This is a genomic window from Acinetobacter sp. COS3, from assembly GCF_000475335.1.
In the GTDB taxonomy this organism is placed as follows: domain Bacteria; phylum Pseudomonadota; class Gammaproteobacteria; order Pseudomonadales; family Moraxellaceae; genus Acinetobacter; species Acinetobacter venetianus.
The window spans coordinates 60979-77129 of record NZ_AXCD01000003.1 but is presented as its reverse complement, the minus strand read 5'-3'; the positions used below and the strand labels follow the sequence as shown (position 1 = coordinate 77129).

Here is a 16151-nt window from a genome sequence, read left to right as displayed (position 1 = left end):
CCTGAAAATTATTTGACCTTTTAAAGGATTTTTTAAAGTTTATTAAAGCTGTGGGCCAATAAAGAAATGTAATCGAATAGGATTGTTATCATTTGAAATACCTGATGCAACATCTAATCGAATTGGGCCAATTGGCGATATCCAACGAATACCAACACCAATACTATATTCTGTCGGATTATTAAAATCTTTATCATAAGCATTACCAAAATCAGAAAAAATAGCAGCTCGCCAGCCATCTTTAAACTGATAGTTATATTCTAAAGAACCGACCCCTAACGCTTGTCCACCGATCTTATAGCCGTTTTCTTCTGGCGATAAACTCTTGTAGTCAAATCCACGTAATGACTGATCCCCACCTGTGAAGAAACGCAAGTTATAAGGTACTTTATTAAAGTCATCAGTGAAAATATAACTTGCATCACCACGACCAACAAACTGATGGTCATCGTTTTCACCTAGTGAATAAATAAATCTCCAACCAGCAGTTAAGATCGCCATGTTTGCATCAGAAAGTAATGATTCAGTTCCCAGTTCAACTTTGTAGGTCTGTTTAAAGCCTTTGGTTGGATTTAAACGAGAATTGGCATTGGTTTTAGATAGTTCATAACCAAACAATAGAGATTCTTGTTCTGAATCCATTCCTGATACTTTAAATGCATCAGGTAACTCATTTACATCAACATCACCTTTTTTAGTGAGTCGATCTAGACGATAACGAACACCCATCGTATGTTGCCAATCACCGAGCGGGTTTTTAATGACACGCTCACCACCCAATACAGCAGATTCAACAAGCAGATTTACATCTGGACCAATATCATCACGCTCTTCACGCTCATAACCACCAACAAGGTTAAAATAATCATTTAATGGATGTTTGTAAGGAATGCTATAGCGTCCATCAATTGATTGACGAATTTGTGAAACCTCAATATTGGCATCAAATGCATGTCCATACTTATTTACAATGGCACGTCGATATTGGCTACGAATACGTGCCCCTGTATCCGTACCATACCCCAGACCTGTTTCTAAGCTGTTTAAACGATCTGCGTTCAATGTCACAACAACTGGGATTTTTTTCTCGATTCGCGTTTGCTCTTCTAGTTTTTGTCTTTCCTCTTCCTCATCATCGTGATCATGCGAGAGTGGCATTGCACGTGCAATTGCGTATTGTTGTGACTCACCACCAGAGAACTGTGATTCATCCACAACATCTTGAGTCACTTCTTCAGCAGAAACGACTTTTTGCCGAGCCAAATCAGCTTTCTGTTGGCTACTCATCAGCTGTGATTGCTGAATATTTTGTTGATCAACCAATGCCTGTAAATCGGGTGCTAATTCTAAAGGCGGTTGAATCGGGTCTGGCTTGATCGTATCAACCAAGGTGTAGTTAAAATAACGGGTATTAGTGAGGTTGTTTGCCAATGCATTAACACGCCAGAAAGCATAGTCATCATCTTCTTTCCAAGGAGCTAAGCTATCCAATACTTTTTGTGTTAGTGGCAAAGGCTTACTCGGATCGCTCATCCGGTACTCAACTTTTTTAAGCTTATAACGGTCGCCTGTCTCATATTTCAGGTTAATTTCCGCTGTCTTATCTGGTTGAGTAATTTTTACATCGTGTAATCGCCAATAAGCATCAAAGAAACCATTGTCGGTTGCAGCGCTGACAATTTTAGTTTTAGTCTCTTCATATTTACCGTGATTGAAGATATCACCTTCATCTTGCTCAGGAATTAAGCGAAGAACTTGGAGTTGTGGTAAATTCTCACCTGCTCCAGAAAACTCAATATTTTGTTCTTTGATTTTAACTGGTTCATTTGGCGTGACGTTGACTTTAACCTTGCTATCACTGACTTTTTCAAATTTAAATTCAGCATTGTAATAACCTACTGCTTGTGCAGCTTGATTTGTAAGTGATCTTAATTGTGGTAATGCAACGTTAAAATCTTCAAACGACTCTTGAGTAAAAGTAGAAAGCTTAGCCTTGATATTCGTTGCCAATATCGCTGGCGCACCTGAAACATCTGCTGAAATACGGGGTATTTTCTCAGCATTGAGTAGATTATCAGGATGTAAACGATTCCAAATTCTTTTGAAGAAGCCAACTTTTTCATCTTTCTTGTCATCATTGACTTGCAATTCAGGTAATGTTCGACCTGTCTCATTTGCCTCAACAACAATCTTGCTGTCTGTTTGAATTTCCTGCATCAATTGATCAATATTCACAGGTGCTTTGGTAATCTCTGTCAATTCCGCCTGCGAAGCATCATTCACCAATACATCGGACGTTTTAGTCGGATTATCACGATAATTTTTCGCATCATTTTTTGCTTCTTCAGCAACACGGAAAATTTCGTCTGCCATATTTTGATCAACAGTGACCGTTGGTAAATCTTCTAAGTTGTCGTCTAACTGAATTGGTTTCAATTCGTTAATTTGATTTACGGATTGTTCTTGCTGTTTTAACGCGTCCAAACTGTCTTGCACATTGATATTCGAACTTGGTAAAGCATTGACCAATTGAGTATTAAACGTCGTTGTTTCTTGTACAGTGTCTGAATCGACTGTTGTTGTAGGTTGTTCAATTGTTTCATTTTTCGACAGATCAGAAACCTGCTCTTGAGCACAAGCAACTGATATACAAGAACTAATTAAAAAACTACTACAAATAAGTTTAGGAAAGCCCTGCATTTTAAATATTAAATGCATAGAATGAACCAGTGTTGACTGTTTAAACTTAGCTTTAGATGGCATGTGAAACTCTAAACTTATTTTTAATTTATCTTTTTTTGATGGGTGAAAAGTTCTTCAAATCGTTGATTTTCATCCAATCAAACATTGAAAGTATCATACATGCATTTTGTAGTATTTTTACAGTAAGTCACATTTTTTTATAAAACACAATGAAGTGAACACACGATGAAACAAGATGACCACTTAATGACATCACGTCGGTTTGTTCCGATGTTTTTCACACAATTTTTTGGGGCACTGAATGACAACGTTTATAAACAAGCTTTACTCTTAGTCATTACCTATGGTTGGATTCAGCAACAAAGCGCACCCATTAGTACTTTAAATAATCTTGCTGCACTTCTTTTTATTCTACCTTACTTTTTCTTTTCAGCGACAGCAGGTCAAATCGCTGATAAATATGAAAGATCTCAGCTTATTCGATTTATTAAAATATTAGAAATTGTCATCATGCTCATCGGAACAGCAGGCTTTTTACTTGGTAATTTGTGGCTGTTATTGTTTGCTTTATTTCTTATGGGTACACATTCAACCTGCTTTGGTCCAATTAAGTACGCCATCTTGCCTGAAATTTTAAAACCTCAGGAATTAATGTCTGGTAATGCATTGTTTCAGTCGGGTACTTCTATTGCGATTTTACTTGGTATGATTTTAGGTGGTGCTGTCATCGCCTCATCTGAAGGAAACTTATTGTGGATTAGTATCACAGTTTTCACAATTGCCTGCTTAGGCTATTTATGTAGCCGATTTATTTTATCTCAAAAAGTTGCTGAACCAGACTTAAAGATTGATTGGAACTTTGTCCGTACTAGCTTTCAGACATTAAAATACGTCAAAGGCATTCCAGTTGTTTTTATTATTTTGCTGGGTAATTCTTGGTATTGGTTTTATGGCGCTACGTACCTCACCCAAATTCCTCAACTCACTCAACAAAACTTACATGCTTCTGAAAATGTCGTGAGCTTATTACTGACCTTTTTCTCTGTAGGAATTGGTGTTGGCTCACTACTATGCAGAAAGATTGGCGGTAGTGATATAAATATCAAGATGGTGCCTTACGGTGCTGTTGGTCTGACTGTATTTGCACTTTATTTAGCTGCAAGCCTTGCTTTTGTTCCTGAACGCTCGGGTGAGCTTCTCAATCTTGGCGACATTTTTACTCAAGGTTTAGTCTATTATCACGTAATGTTAGCAGTCACTCTACTGGGTATTAGTGGTGGTTTCTATATCGTGCCACTGTACGCCATGATGCAGGCTTATTCTCCACGCTCTCATCGCGCACGCGTTGTGGCCGCGAATAATATTTTAAATGCTGTATTTATGGTTTCATCCGCAATTTTCTCAATTTTAGTCTTAAGCATTTTAAAAATTGATATTAAAATCTTATTTATTATTACGGCTGTTTTAAGTGCATTTTTCTCCATTTGGTTGTTGAAACGACTAAAACCACTTATTGCAAATGTTCCAAACACTTTAGAGGATTAACTTATGCGTCAGTATACAGGTCTAGATAAGCTGATTAACTCATTTGACCAAGCATTACGCAGCTTAGTTCCTGGTGCAACGAGTGCTCAACGCGGTAATCCAGCAGATCATGAACCATCACAACTGTGCGTGAGTGATGCTCGTCATGTTGCAGGTTTAATGCGTGTTAATCATAGTGGCGAAGTCTGTGCTCAAGCGCTTTATCACGGACAAGCATTGACAGCAAAACTCCCTCATGTTCGTGAAGAAATGCAACAAGCAGCCATCGAAGAACAAGACCATCTTGCTTGGTGTGAAGATCGTTTAAAAGAGTTAGACAGCCACACCAGCCTACTTAACCCGATTTGGTATGGATTGTCTTATGGCATGGGTGCAATTGCAGGAATTGCTGGTGATAAATATAGCTTAGGTTTTGTCGCAGAAACAGAGCGTCAAGTCAGCCAACATTTACAAGATCATATTCAACAATTACCCGAACATGATTCGCGTTCACGTAAAATCTTAGTACAAATGAATGAAGATGAGCTTCATCATCGAGATACAGCACTCAATGCGGGTGGTGTTGATTTACCTGTACCTGTTCGTATCACCATGACAGCCATTTCTAAACTCATGACTAAAACCAGTTACTATCTATAAAGGATAAAGGGCGTTTCAACACAACGCCCTTTTTTATAATCAATCACAGATCATTTAACAATAATCTTACCATGCATGTTTGCTTTTTGATTATGCCAATAACTTTGCGAATATCTATTTTGATCAGTAAAAATCACATAAATTATTTTATCTTTTTTGAACTGTAACTGATCTTTGCCCTTTTTAACAAAGAACACTCGTTTGCTATTCACCCATACACGTTTTGCATCATCAATTTTGATGGTTGCTAATTTTGAACCATCAGCTTTTTGAGCAACCCAATCTTTTTGATGAATGCTTTGATTTGATATCATTTGTTGAGGTTGTGGTGTGACGAAACCCGACGTTGCATTTTCTTCTTTGCTTTTATAAATATCACAACCTTGCATTTCACTCACTTGTGTACAACCTGATTGGATTAGTAACTCTCTATATTTGGCATCAATCGCATACGCCGAGTTCATTGCGCTACACGCAAGTAAGCCCAATATCAGATATTTAATTTTCATGCCGTTCCTTTCAAATAATTCATGTGAATATTCAAACACTGCTTAAGCTTTTAGTATGTGTTTCAATTGTTCTATTTATAAAAAAACCTATGGCAGCACCATAGGTTTTAGGATTGGATTAATTCAATCCATGTTCTGCTTTAAATCTTTCAAGGTTCCTTACAGCATCTTGATAACGATATTGAACTCTGCTGCTATTTGAGCGTAAATCGTATAAACGCTTTTTATAGTCATCTCTAAGCTTTGATGATAAATCTTTACGTTCTAATTCTCTCAAATAATAACTGACATCATTTTGTGAGCGATCAAATTCAGAATTTGCTTGGTAGTATTCATTAGCAACTTGATAATATGCTCGTAACGCATCACGTTTTTCAACTGGGCAAACTTGATAATTACCGCGTCCTTCCATCGCTTCATAGAAGATTGATTCAGGACGACAATAATAACTTAAACCTTGCTTATAACCTTTTTCATAAAGCGCTTGATTCGGAACAATATTCGCTTTCTGACACGATGAATAGTATTTATCTAATCTTGACTCTCGTCCTGCCGAACCGTCTTTTTCACCAACACTTGTCCAGTTTGCCGTTTTACATTGATCAACACTCATGGCTGCACAACCAGACAGTAAAAGACTTAAAAATGAAATTTGAAAAATAATTTTCATAAAATTATTCCTATTATTATGGTGTTACAAACAATAAAATTACATTGTAATGACAGGATATTGCAGCTCTGAATTATATTCCAGCGCATCATCTTGCCATAATTCAACTAAAGGAATTTTCACATCTACTGCCAATGGTAGCTTCTTTGAATTAAATTGCATATGGTTCAAATCTTTGCCCCATGCAATAACATCGATGTCTAAGCTAATATGATGCGATGGCCGAATACGCCCAGATTCTAATTCTAATTTTTTTAATGCCTCAATCATGTCCTCAACAGACAAGGTACTTGTTAATAAACAAGCGGAGTTCCAATAATCAGCACCTACACCATCACGACATGGAATCTGATAAATAGAAGAAAATTTCACATCACCCAATTGCTTAATTTGAGCATAAGCAAAACTGAAATGATGTTGTTGTTGGACATTACTCGCCAGTGCGAGCGCAAAAATCGTTTCTGTTGCGTTCAAGGCGAATTCCTACTGCAGTTGCTTGAGCAATAATTGCAGGTTTACGAATAGTGATAATAATAGATTCAATCGAAGAAAAAGTCGTAAATAAACTTTCAAGAACCAATTGCGCAGCATGCTCAATTAACTTAGGTTTTGCTTGTTGGATCACTTGTGCAGCTAACTCACAAATTTGAGCGTAATTCAGTGTATCTTCCAACTCATCAGACTGAGCAGCCTGACTCAAGTCATTATGAATCGTTAAATCCAACATCAAAGGCTGAATGATTTGGCGTTCCCAATTAAAACAACCAACAACCGTATCAACTTTTAGCCCTTCTATAATAATGGCGTCCATTAACTCAACATCACATAAAATTTCCCCCTTGAAACAAGGGGGATTTAAAAGAATTTTTAGTGCTTCAAGAATGAAGCAGGTTCGATATTGTGAACCATTTTCAAACGTTGGTCAGCATAAATATCGGTATATGGTGCGAGAACACGCATGAAACGATCAAAATATAACATTTGCTTGAATAATAGCGCAAAGTCGCGCGGGAATTTAATGCCGTGACGTTCACCAACCCCTATCATATCCATCATAATGTCATTGAGATCAGCTGGATTTGAAGTCAAAATCTCTTGAGGATCTGCTAAAAGTACGCCACTAAATAAACGCTCGAGATCATCAGCTAAAACTTGGGTATCAATTTTCTGATGCGTCATCCCCATTTTGAGCATATTTTCAGCCATAGCAGTGTAATTGGTATGCTGCAAAGCATCCATAAATGCCATACATGCAGTCCAAACTTCTGGTTTTAATTGACCAACAATACCGAAATCAATAAAGCCAATGCGACCATCTTCAAGCAGCATTAGATTCCCTGCATGTAAATCTGCATGGAAACTCTTACATAACATTAAACTACCAAACCATGTATTCATGGCTGTAATCAATACTTGTGTTGGATCTTTTGCATATTTCTTTACAACGTCAAAATCAGTTAAAGACACACCATACAATCGTTGCATCGTTAAAATACGGCGCGTAGAGAATTGATGGTAAACCTTTGGCGCAGTTGCAGCTTGATTACCTGAGACATTTAGGTACTGTACGAAATCATCAAGATTTTGTGCTTCTTCGATAAAATCTACTTCTCGTACCATCCGTGTTTTGATTTCATCAACGATTTCAGACAAAGAGGCAAATTTGATTTTAGGAACTGCCTTTTCAAGGAGTTTTGTTGCCCAATGTACGACATTTAAATCTGTGTATAAAATCGTTTCCACACCCGGCTTTTGTACTTTTAATACAACATCTTCACCTGTAACTAATCGAGCAGCATGTACTTGTGCGATTGATGCTGATGCTAAAGGCTTTTCATCAATAAAGCTAAAGATTTCATTTAGATTCTTACCTTCAAATTCTTCAGCTAAAACTTGTTGAATATAACTAAAAGGCAAAGTTGGTGTTTGATCTAAACAGCCTTGGAACTCTTCAACATATTCACGAGGGAATAAAGATGGTGTACTTGCGATGAATTGACCAAGTTTAATATAAGTAGAACCCAATGATTCAAAAGTCTCACGCATAAGTTTTGCGTTACTTGGTTTTTCAGTTGCGTATTTTACACCTGCCTGTGCTGCAACCATCACTGTTTCACCAATACGTGCAACAGAACGCAATCCATCGAATAAAATATTTCTTTTCATAATCTTTCATTGCCTCATAGATGGTTTTAGTTTATCAAATTTCACGGCGTTTACCGATTAAGTTGCCTGACAAACTGGACAATTTGTATCTTTTTCAAATTGCAGAATACGCTGTGAAAGATTTAAACCATTCCAAAGCAAGAGTTTCTGTTTAAGTGGCGTTAATCCACGCCCTAAGAACAATAAAGTGTGATGTGCTTGTAATGACGCCATAATGACAGGGGTGGTAGCCAGCACACCTGACTCTGCACAGCTTAATCCTTCATTTGCATGATTTTCTTTAGGAAATAGACACTCATAGCATGCGGTCTCAGCATCAACCATAAATAACTGCCCTTCGAAACCAATCGCTGAAGCACTAATTAATGGAATTTGATATTTTCGACAAATCGAATTGACCAAATAACGCGTACTAAAATTATCGCAACCATCTAAAACTACATCTTGATGCTGTACTAAATCATCAGCATTCGTTGGGTCAAAACGTATATTTTGATAGTTCACTTGTATATACGGATTAATTGTTTGTAGATGCTTAGCCAAAATCTCTGCTTTGTAACGGCCTAGATCATTCAATGTAAATGCAATCTGTCGCTGAAGATTACTCATCTCAATGGTATCAGCATCAACAATCGTAATTTTACCCACACCCGCTCGTGCCAACAGCTCAGCACTTGTACAACCTATGCCACCTGCACCGATAATCAAAACATTGGCGAGTTTGAGTTTTTCTTGTGCTTCAATGTCCCAACCATCTAATAAAATCTGACGACTATAAAGATGCATTTCATCATTACTTAGCTCAAATTCGTTTTCTAAATGGTTTGACACAACAATTCTCTAGCCTGTTCCGAACAGATTAGATTCTAAGTGTCAGCGCATTTTTATGAAAGTTAAATTGCATAAAATACGAATAAACAGCAAATTCATATTTTTTATTGAAGTGAGTTACCCTCCATTTCTACAACTCATTTCAGGGAAATATAATGGAGAGCACTTACAGCTAGAAATAATGATTGATTATGATCCTTTACTTTTTTGATCATGCATCACTTCATAGGATTGAGCTCTTAATAGCTCTTCTCTTGTCCCAAATGAACTATTACGTAATTCAGCAATGGATTGTTGTTTACTGGCATCATTTGCATCACTTTTTAAAATTTGATCCCGCACAGATAAATACTGATTAACTTGCGTTTGCCACACTGCTTCTTCTTGATCAACTTTTTCCAAACGATCAGCTGCTTCAGGCCCAAGTAAACTTTCCCTCATACTTCTTAAATCTTGAGCTGATCCGCCTTTTGCTTGGATTTCTTTCGTAAGTTGCTGCAATTCAGCGAATTGCATCGAAACCCGTACTCCGTCGGCCAACGCTGGAGGTAATTCATCAATCAACTTCGCAAGCTCTGTAGCCTTTTCTTGTGTCGTTAGATTTTTATTGGAATGGATACGCATTTGCTCAAGATTAAATTGATTTAGATTTCTTTCATTACCAAACAAAGCATTAATTTCAGACGCATTAAAAAACTGTTGTTGTACTTTTGCCATTTGATCTACGACTTTTTGCAAAGCATCAACATTATTAGATTTAAAGCCTGCATTTGGTTTTAAGTTTTGTAGTGCATGCATATAAGCAACATATTGATCAAGCAAATAAATTGCATAGTTTGAAGCGGACTCTGGCAATGTAGCGAGCAAATATTGTCGTATATCTGCGACAAGCTCTGTTTCAGTTTTTTCACCTAAGCTAGAAAAGAAATAATCAAAACAACTACGAATACCAACCGTTAAAATGAGTTTCCCATTTGCATCGACCTGAATTGGGCAATCAATCTCTGTACCTTGTAATGATGCTGCTAGGGTTGGCAGTTTTCCTTGTTTATTGTTTGCAGTTGCACTTTCTAAAACTGTGTTTTCTGGCTGTATTGCCTGCGTATTTATATTTTGGTTTTGAGTTTGAGCTTCTGGTTTAAATACATAGTAAATCAGCAGTAGCAAGAGCAATACACTCGTGATAACACCAAATACAATTGTCTTATGATTTATAAATTTACCGCTCATAATCCCTTGCTCTATTTATAATTAATTGTGTGAACCGTTATATGGTAAAGGGAGTAAAACCATACTCCCTTATATTTGAATAGTTATAGACCTTGATTCTTCAAGCGGTTTGCTTGAGTTCGATAAGGAGTGACTGGATTTTGTAAGAAACCAACCAAGCCTAACACCTGATTCACTTCATCCAAATGGTTAAAATTATAATTATCACGAATGACTGTGCCTAAATGATTTGAACAACGCGGCACCAAGCCATCATTTTCACCACTTATGAGTAATGATGTTGCAACTAAAGCATAGTCCAGAGGATCTAATACATTGGTTAACACCCCTGTACCACCCCATGAATAATAGCGAACACCATTGACAAGTTCAGTACCAGAACCACAAGCAGTCGTTGGAACACCTGCTGGGAAACGACTATTGAAATTCGCTGAACCAGCCGTTGTAAGTGAATTCAGGCCTGCGATTGCATCTTGATCATAATAATGACCAGACCCAATACCCACTAAAGAAAAGAAAGCATCCACTGCGGCTGCAACAACAGGTGCTGCTATCGGCCCCACTGGTGATTGAGTGATGGAATAAACCACATCAGCTACATCAGAACCTTTAGTTGGTCCACCTACAGCAGTTACTGAGGCAACTTTAGTTGGCATAAGGCTCGCTACATAACGAACTGATTGTGAGCCATGACTATGTCCGATCAAATTGACCTTTTGAGCGCCTGTAATTGCCAGTACTTGTTTTGCTTGTAAAAGTAATTGTTCTCCACGTACTTCTGATGAGTTAAATGATGCTTGTTGAGCGACAAATACATTTGCACCATTACCAACCAAGTCCTCCGTAATGCCATTCCAATACTGTAAAGGCCCAACAGCAGAGAAACCTGCCATACCATGTGCTAATAAGATTGGATACTTTGTTTTGGCATAACTAGAGGTAACATAAGTACTACCGCCGACTGAACATGAGTCCACATTACAATTTTGCCATGATGCCTTTGGTGATAAGAAGTCGAATAAACCTGCATGTACTACAGATCCACTGCTCATCAGCATACCCGCCATTAACGTCATAGCGCTTAAATATTTTTTCTTCACGTTTTGCTCCTAGCATTTTTCGTTTTTATTACAGCTATATAGTCCGTGCGATTTGTATGCGGATTCATTCCAAACATACAAATGAACTGCAAAATTATACTCCCTACAAATATTGCGTGAATTTTAGACTAAAACAAACTGCGCCAAATTCATAACAATAGACGCCAAAATTATGCTCGAATCCGAAAATTCCGATGAATGTACATTTTCAAATTCACATTGCTAGATTATTTTCAAAGTCGCAGGATCAGTTTAAAAATGGAATTTAGTTACTATCATGAGTCTTCCTCGTCATCATAAACATCATTTTATAAGTAGCTCTTATGCACATTTACTAAGTGAGGTCGTGGCTCAATGGGATATTTCAGTTGAAACCCTCTTTTGGGGAACTGGTGTAGAAATTGATAAGCTGAATGATCTAAGTTATAAAATTAGTCTCGCTTCTTTTAAAAAAGTAATTGAGCGTACGATCGAACTGACACAAGAAGAAGGCATTGGATTTTACGCAGGAACACAGATTAAAATCAGTTCTCATGGCTTACTTGGATTTACTGTCGCAATATCCAAAAATGCTTATGATGCAATTCAAACGATTAATCAGTTCGTTAGCTTACAATGTTCGTTTGTTGAATTTGATTTCAAAATCGAACAACATCTTGCCTACTACACGATTATTTATGATCCATCTCTATTGAACTTCACTGATGTTTCAGATACTCGATCATATGAATTTAGTTGTATTTTTTTCTTAACTGGCTTCGTTCACTTAGTTAGATTTTTCATTCCTGATTTTAAACCAAGCATTGATTTACAATGTAAATATCCGCCCTATTTTTCTCGTTTTAATAAAATTCTGAATACTACTTTTGAAGAAATACGTTACGAACAACCCCATACTCGTTTAATAGCACCTGCCGAATTTTTAGATCGACCTTTGAGTATGTCAGACCCTCTTACCTCTGAAAAATTTAAATTGCTCTGTCAAAAAGAACTTGATGAGTTAGTTGCGACACAAGATATTCTTTATCGAGTTAAGCGGTTGATTGATGATCCAATAGAAGGATTGCTCAGCATTGATCAAGTGGCTCAAAAGTTGAATTTAACCAAAAGAACATTACAGCGGATGCTGCAAGAGAAAGCGGTCAGCTTTCAAAGTCTACATGACGACGTGCGTAAACAAAAAGCGCGTAAGTTATTATTAAATCCGTTAATCACGAAAGAAGAAGTTGCAAAAAAACTCGGTTATTCATCCACCTCAAGTTTTAATCGTGCCTACAAACGTTGGGAAAATGAGTAAATCATAGCGATCTTTATGCAACAATAGTTGTGTTCAGAAATATTCGGAAAGTGTATGAGCACTCAAAATCTATTAGCGGTTGAGTTACCTAAAGCTTATCGTCTTTTAAATCATGGCCCTACAGTGCTAGTTTCAGCTCAGCATGAGCAAGACGCCGATGTTATGGCGGCAGCTTGGGCATGTGCTTTAGAGCTAACACCCGCGAAGGTCACTGTGGTATTGGATAAAAGTACCAAAACACGCCAGTTGGTTGAACAAAGTGGATACTTTGCACTTCAAGTTCCATGTTTCGCTCAACTTGATATGGTGCATCAGTTAGGCACTATCAGTAAGTTTAATCATCCTGATAAGTTAGCAGACTGCAAAACTGAGCTATTTTATAAAGATGATCTAGAAGTTCCATTAGTTGATGGCTGCATAGCATGGCTAGTCTGTAAAGTAATCCCTGAACCACATAATCAACAAAACCATGATCTATTTATTGGTTCAGCCATTGCAGCTTGGGCAGATTCACGCGTTTTCCGTGATGGACACTGGCATTTTGAAGATGTCGATAAGTCTTTAAGAAGTCTGCATTACATTGCTGGCGGAACGTTTTATTTGATTGGTGAAGAAGTAAAAGCTCAGCTCTAATTCAAAAGGGAAATGCAGTTCCATTTCCCTTTTATATACCAACACTGAAATAGTATTTCATCTCAAGCAATAGCCTAGTAAAACCATCGGTTATGATGGCGAATCAACTTTCATTAACTCAGAATACAATGTATCTAAAAACTGCTTTTGTTGAGCATCATCTTTGAAATATCGTTGATAATTTACGCTACAACTTTCTACATCAGCGATATTATTTTTATTAAACGACCAATCGCGGATATCTTTGACCGTAATTCCTAAGTCATCATTGCAACTTTGCCACAACTTAGAAAATTGCGTCCGCTGCTTGAGTTCAAGCTGATTGAAATCTGCATATACTGAGTAACCCCGCATTTCTGTATTAAAAAATCGAGAAATTTGAGTGACAGGTACACCTCCCCAAACAATTGTTTTTCCTTCTGGTAATTTTATATCTGTGAGCTTATCTTCAGGTAATAAACGCTCTTGCTTACCCTTTTTAAACGCATATTTCTCATACACAAGTGTCGTGCCAGCGGGTACACGTATATTTTTAACGGCTATCGGTTGTTGTGTCGTATAGTATGGATAGTTTGGTCGAGTCATATTACCCGTTGGATTCATATTACCAACGCAGCCTGTTAAAAGTAATGTAAATGCGACTGATAAAGTTTTTATAGATTGCATTAATAAGCTCCAAAACTCGATTATTTTTATTGTGCTACATAAAATCTTTTACCTAACATTAAAATGAAATAATCAAATGGGCAAGTCTAAGCATCGAACCCTAAAATAAAGACCGTTGTAAAATTTCTTTTTACAACGGTCTATCAGCAAAATCTATTTGTAAGGCTAAACAGAAACCATCATTTTGCTGCCATGCGAATAGCACCATCCAAACGAAACACTTCACCATTTAAGTAAGAATTTTCGGCAATATGGGCAACCAAACGAGCAAACTCTTCAGGGCGACCTAAACGAGAAGGATATGGAACCATTTGTCCTAATGCATCTTGTACGTTTTGCGGTAATCCTTTTAACATTGGTGTTTCCATAATACCCGGTGCAATCACCATAATACGAATCGCATGACGTGCTAATTCTCTTGCGATCGGTAAAGTCATCGCAACAACTGCACCTTTTGAAGCTGAATATGCGGCCTGTCCGATCTGACCATCAAAAGCAGCTACAGATGCAGTATTCACAATCACACCACGGTCTTCATCTTCTTCAGCTACAGTGTTTTTACTCATTGCGTCAGCAGCAAAGCGAAGCATGTTGAATGTACCAGTCACATTGATCTGTAAAGTTTTAGAGAACATCGCAAGATCATGGACTCCTTCTTTCCCCACAACTTTCGCCGATGGGCCAATGCCCGCACAATTGACTAAACCATGTAGTGCACCATGCTTTTCTACAACATCTTTAAAAAATTGTTCAGCGGCTTGCTCATCCGTTACATCTAATTTTACGAATTCAGCTTGATCACCTAGCGCTTTAGCTTGTTGTTCTCCAACTTCAGCATTCATGTCCACCAACGTTACCGATGCGCCCTTTTCTACTAGATATTCTGCTGTAGCTGCACCTAATCCTGAACCACCGCCAGTAATGACAAAATGTTTTCCTTGAATTTTCATTTACGTTTCCTATCAAATTAAAGATATAAATTTTTATAAGTCAGAGTAAAGCGAAGTTTTTTCCGATACAATTCCAAAAAGTAGCAAATTTAATGCAACTTTTGAGCATTTAATCTATTTTTTTCTCCTGTATTTCATTGTTGTATGAGCAAAAACTTACCTTTAGATATAAATTCGGCCAAAGATACTATTTCTAATGCTTTAATCCGTGAAGCGTTAAGTGTTGCCGCAAGTCGTGGTTTAAATATCGTGAGTATTGCCAATCGTGCAGGTATCTCAGCAGAATTGCTAACCTCGACCAAAGCGCGTGTTCCTGTAACTCAATGCGCACAATTATGGGTAGAACTTGCAGAAACCATGAATGATGAATTCTTGGGAATGGATCAACACCCCATGCGACGTGGCAGTTATAAGCTCTTGGCTCAACTCGCATTCAATGCTGAAACATTAGAACAAGCAATAAAAGAAATCCTTAGATTCCTGAGTTTAATCTTAGATGATATTCATGGTGAACTTGTTCAACAAGGTGACAAAGCCTATTTGATTTTGCACGATCACGAACAGCCTAAACGTATGTTCACCTATTCAACTTTTTTAATGTTAGTGCACAGTTTGATGTGTTGGTTGAGCGATCAACGTATCGCATTTCAAAGTATGACTTTTCGATGCCATCCACCTGTAGAAATACAAGATTATCGTGTTCGCTTCTGCGAAGACATTCAGTTCAATGCGGAACAGAATAAAATCGAATTTGATGCACATTATCTCAAACATAAAATTAAGAAAGATAAACAGGCATTAAAAGATTTTCTGAGTCAGACACCTTATAACCTAATTGTACGTTTTAAAAATGAAAATTCTTTAAGCTTGCAGATTCGTCGTCAACTACTGTTACAACCGCCTTCACTATGGGCTGAATTAAAAGATATCGCACAACAATTAAATATGTCGACGGCAACGATTCAACGGCGCTTGAAACAAGAAGGTGTTAGCTATCAACAACTTAAAAATGATATCCGCTGCGATATTGCAATTGAACGCCTAAGTAAAACCAATGATTCCATTCAAAGTATTAGTGATGAGCTGAACTTCCATGATCCAAGTGCATTTCATCGCGCTTTTAAAAAATGGAGTGGTGTAAGCCCTGGTACTTACCGTAAATCATCCCCCAACAAAAAGAGTTTTTTAAGCAATTTGGATTCGTAATAAATG

Annotated in this window: 16 protein-coding genes; 5 read left to right on the top strand and 11 right to left on the bottom strand. The window is 37.4% G+C overall.

From position 1 onward, the window contains the following. Positions 1-42: 42 nt before the first annotated feature. Positions 43-2763 carry an autotransporter assembly complex protein TamA gene (locus tag IO68_RS18795; protein ID WP_023012530.1) on the bottom strand — a complete coding sequence of 907 codons (2721 nt, stop codon included), beginning with the start codon at positions 2761-2763 and terminating at the stop codon, positions 43-45. Between the two features lie 165 nt (positions 2764-2928). Between IO68_RS18795 and IO68_RS18790 the strand changes: the two genes are divergently transcribed. Then, positions 2929-4248 carry an MFS transporter gene (locus tag IO68_RS18790; protein ID WP_023012529.1) on the top strand — a complete coding sequence of 440 codons (1320 nt, stop codon included), beginning with the start codon at positions 2929-2931 and terminating at the stop codon, positions 4246-4248. Positions 4249-4251: 3 nt separating this feature from the next. Continuing rightward, entirely contained in the window at positions 4252-4887 is a 636-nt protein-coding gene (gene coq7, locus IO68_RS18785; protein ID WP_023012528.1) for a 2-polyprenyl-3-methyl-6-methoxy-1,4-benzoquinone monooxygenase, read from the top strand. A gap of 50 nt (positions 4888-4937) precedes the next feature. Here coq7 and IO68_RS18780 read toward each other — a convergent pair whose 3' ends face one another. From IO68_RS18780 to IO68_RS18745, 8 genes are all read right to left on the bottom strand, one after another. Beyond that, positions 4938-5396, bottom strand: coding sequence for a hypothetical protein (locus IO68_RS18780; RefSeq protein ID WP_004880048.1), 459 nt, complete (start codon positions 5394-5396; stop codon positions 4938-4940). 118 nt (positions 5397-5514) lie between these two features. Continuing rightward, positions 5515-6066 (bottom strand): DUF2799 domain-containing protein, encoded by a 552-nt coding sequence (locus tag IO68_RS18775; RefSeq protein ID WP_023012527.1) that lies wholly within the window; start codon positions 6064-6066, stop codon positions 5515-5517. 39 nt (positions 6067-6105) lie between these two features. Further along, positions 6106-6540 (bottom strand): 2-amino-4-hydroxy-6-hydroxymethyldihydropteridine diphosphokinase, encoded by a 435-nt coding sequence (locus IO68_RS18770; protein ID WP_023012526.1) that lies wholly within the window; start codon positions 6538-6540, stop codon positions 6106-6108. Next, positions 6497-6877, bottom strand: a complete 381-nt coding sequence (folB, locus tag IO68_RS18765; RefSeq protein WP_023012525.1) for a dihydroneopterin aldolase — start codon at positions 6875-6877, stop codon at positions 6497-6499. Before folB ends, IO68_RS18770 begins: the two co-directional genes overlap by 44 nt. Before the next feature lie 56 nt (positions 6878-6933). Then, positions 6934-8232, bottom strand: coding sequence for an ABC1 kinase family protein (locus IO68_RS18760; protein WP_023012524.1), 1299 nt, complete (start codon positions 8230-8232; stop codon positions 6934-6936). Between the two features lie 57 nt (positions 8233-8289). Then, a complete protein-coding gene (locus IO68_RS18755; RefSeq protein WP_171068553.1) occupies positions 8290-9018 on the bottom strand; it encodes a HesA/MoeB/ThiF family protein in 729 nt (242 codons plus the stop codon). A 234-nt stretch (positions 9019-9252) separates the two neighbouring features. Further along, a complete protein-coding gene (locus IO68_RS18750) occupies positions 9253-10293 on the bottom strand; it encodes a lipase secretion chaperone (protein WP_023012522.1) in 1041 nt (346 codons plus the stop codon). A gap of 83 nt (positions 10294-10376) precedes the next feature. After that, positions 10377-11393 carry a lipase family alpha/beta hydrolase gene (locus IO68_RS18745; RefSeq protein ID WP_004880063.1) on the bottom strand — a complete coding sequence of 339 codons (1017 nt, stop codon included), beginning with the start codon at positions 11391-11393 and terminating at the stop codon, positions 10377-10379. 277 nt (positions 11394-11670) lie between these two features. On the opposite strand from IO68_RS18745, the gene IO68_RS18740 reads away from it, so the two are divergent. Together IO68_RS18740 and IO68_RS18735 are read left to right on the top strand one after the other, a co-directional pair. After that, complete coding sequence (locus tag IO68_RS18740; protein WP_023012521.1) at positions 11671-12690, top strand: AraC family transcriptional regulator; 1020 nt, start codon at positions 11671-11673, stop codon at positions 12688-12690. Positions 12691-12744: 54 nt separating this feature from the next. Further along, positions 12745-13323: a flavin reductase family protein gene (locus tag IO68_RS18735; protein ID WP_023012520.1), complete on the top strand. Its 579-nt coding sequence runs from the start codon at positions 12745-12747 to the stop codon at positions 13321-13323. 90 nt (positions 13324-13413) lie between these two features. Here the strand turns inward: IO68_RS18735 and IO68_RS18730 are convergent, their stop codons facing one another. Together IO68_RS18730 and IO68_RS18725 are read right to left on the bottom strand one after the other, a co-directional pair. Next, on the bottom strand, positions 13414-13989 hold the full coding sequence (locus IO68_RS18730) for a hypothetical protein (protein ID WP_023012519.1): 576 nt from the start codon (positions 13987-13989) through the stop codon (positions 13414-13416). Between the two features lie 179 nt (positions 13990-14168). After that, entirely contained in the window at positions 14169-14939 is a 771-nt protein-coding gene (locus IO68_RS18725) for a 3-hydroxyacyl-CoA dehydrogenase (protein ID WP_023012518.1), read from the bottom strand. Positions 14940-15083: 144 nt separating this feature from the next. Here IO68_RS18725 and IO68_RS18720 point away from each other — a divergent pair, with 144 nt between their 5' ends. Further along, positions 15084-16145: an AraC family transcriptional regulator gene (locus tag IO68_RS18720; RefSeq protein WP_023012517.1), complete on the top strand. Its 1062-nt coding sequence runs from the start codon at positions 15084-15086 to the stop codon at positions 16143-16145. Positions 16146-16151: the final 6 nt, after the last annotated feature.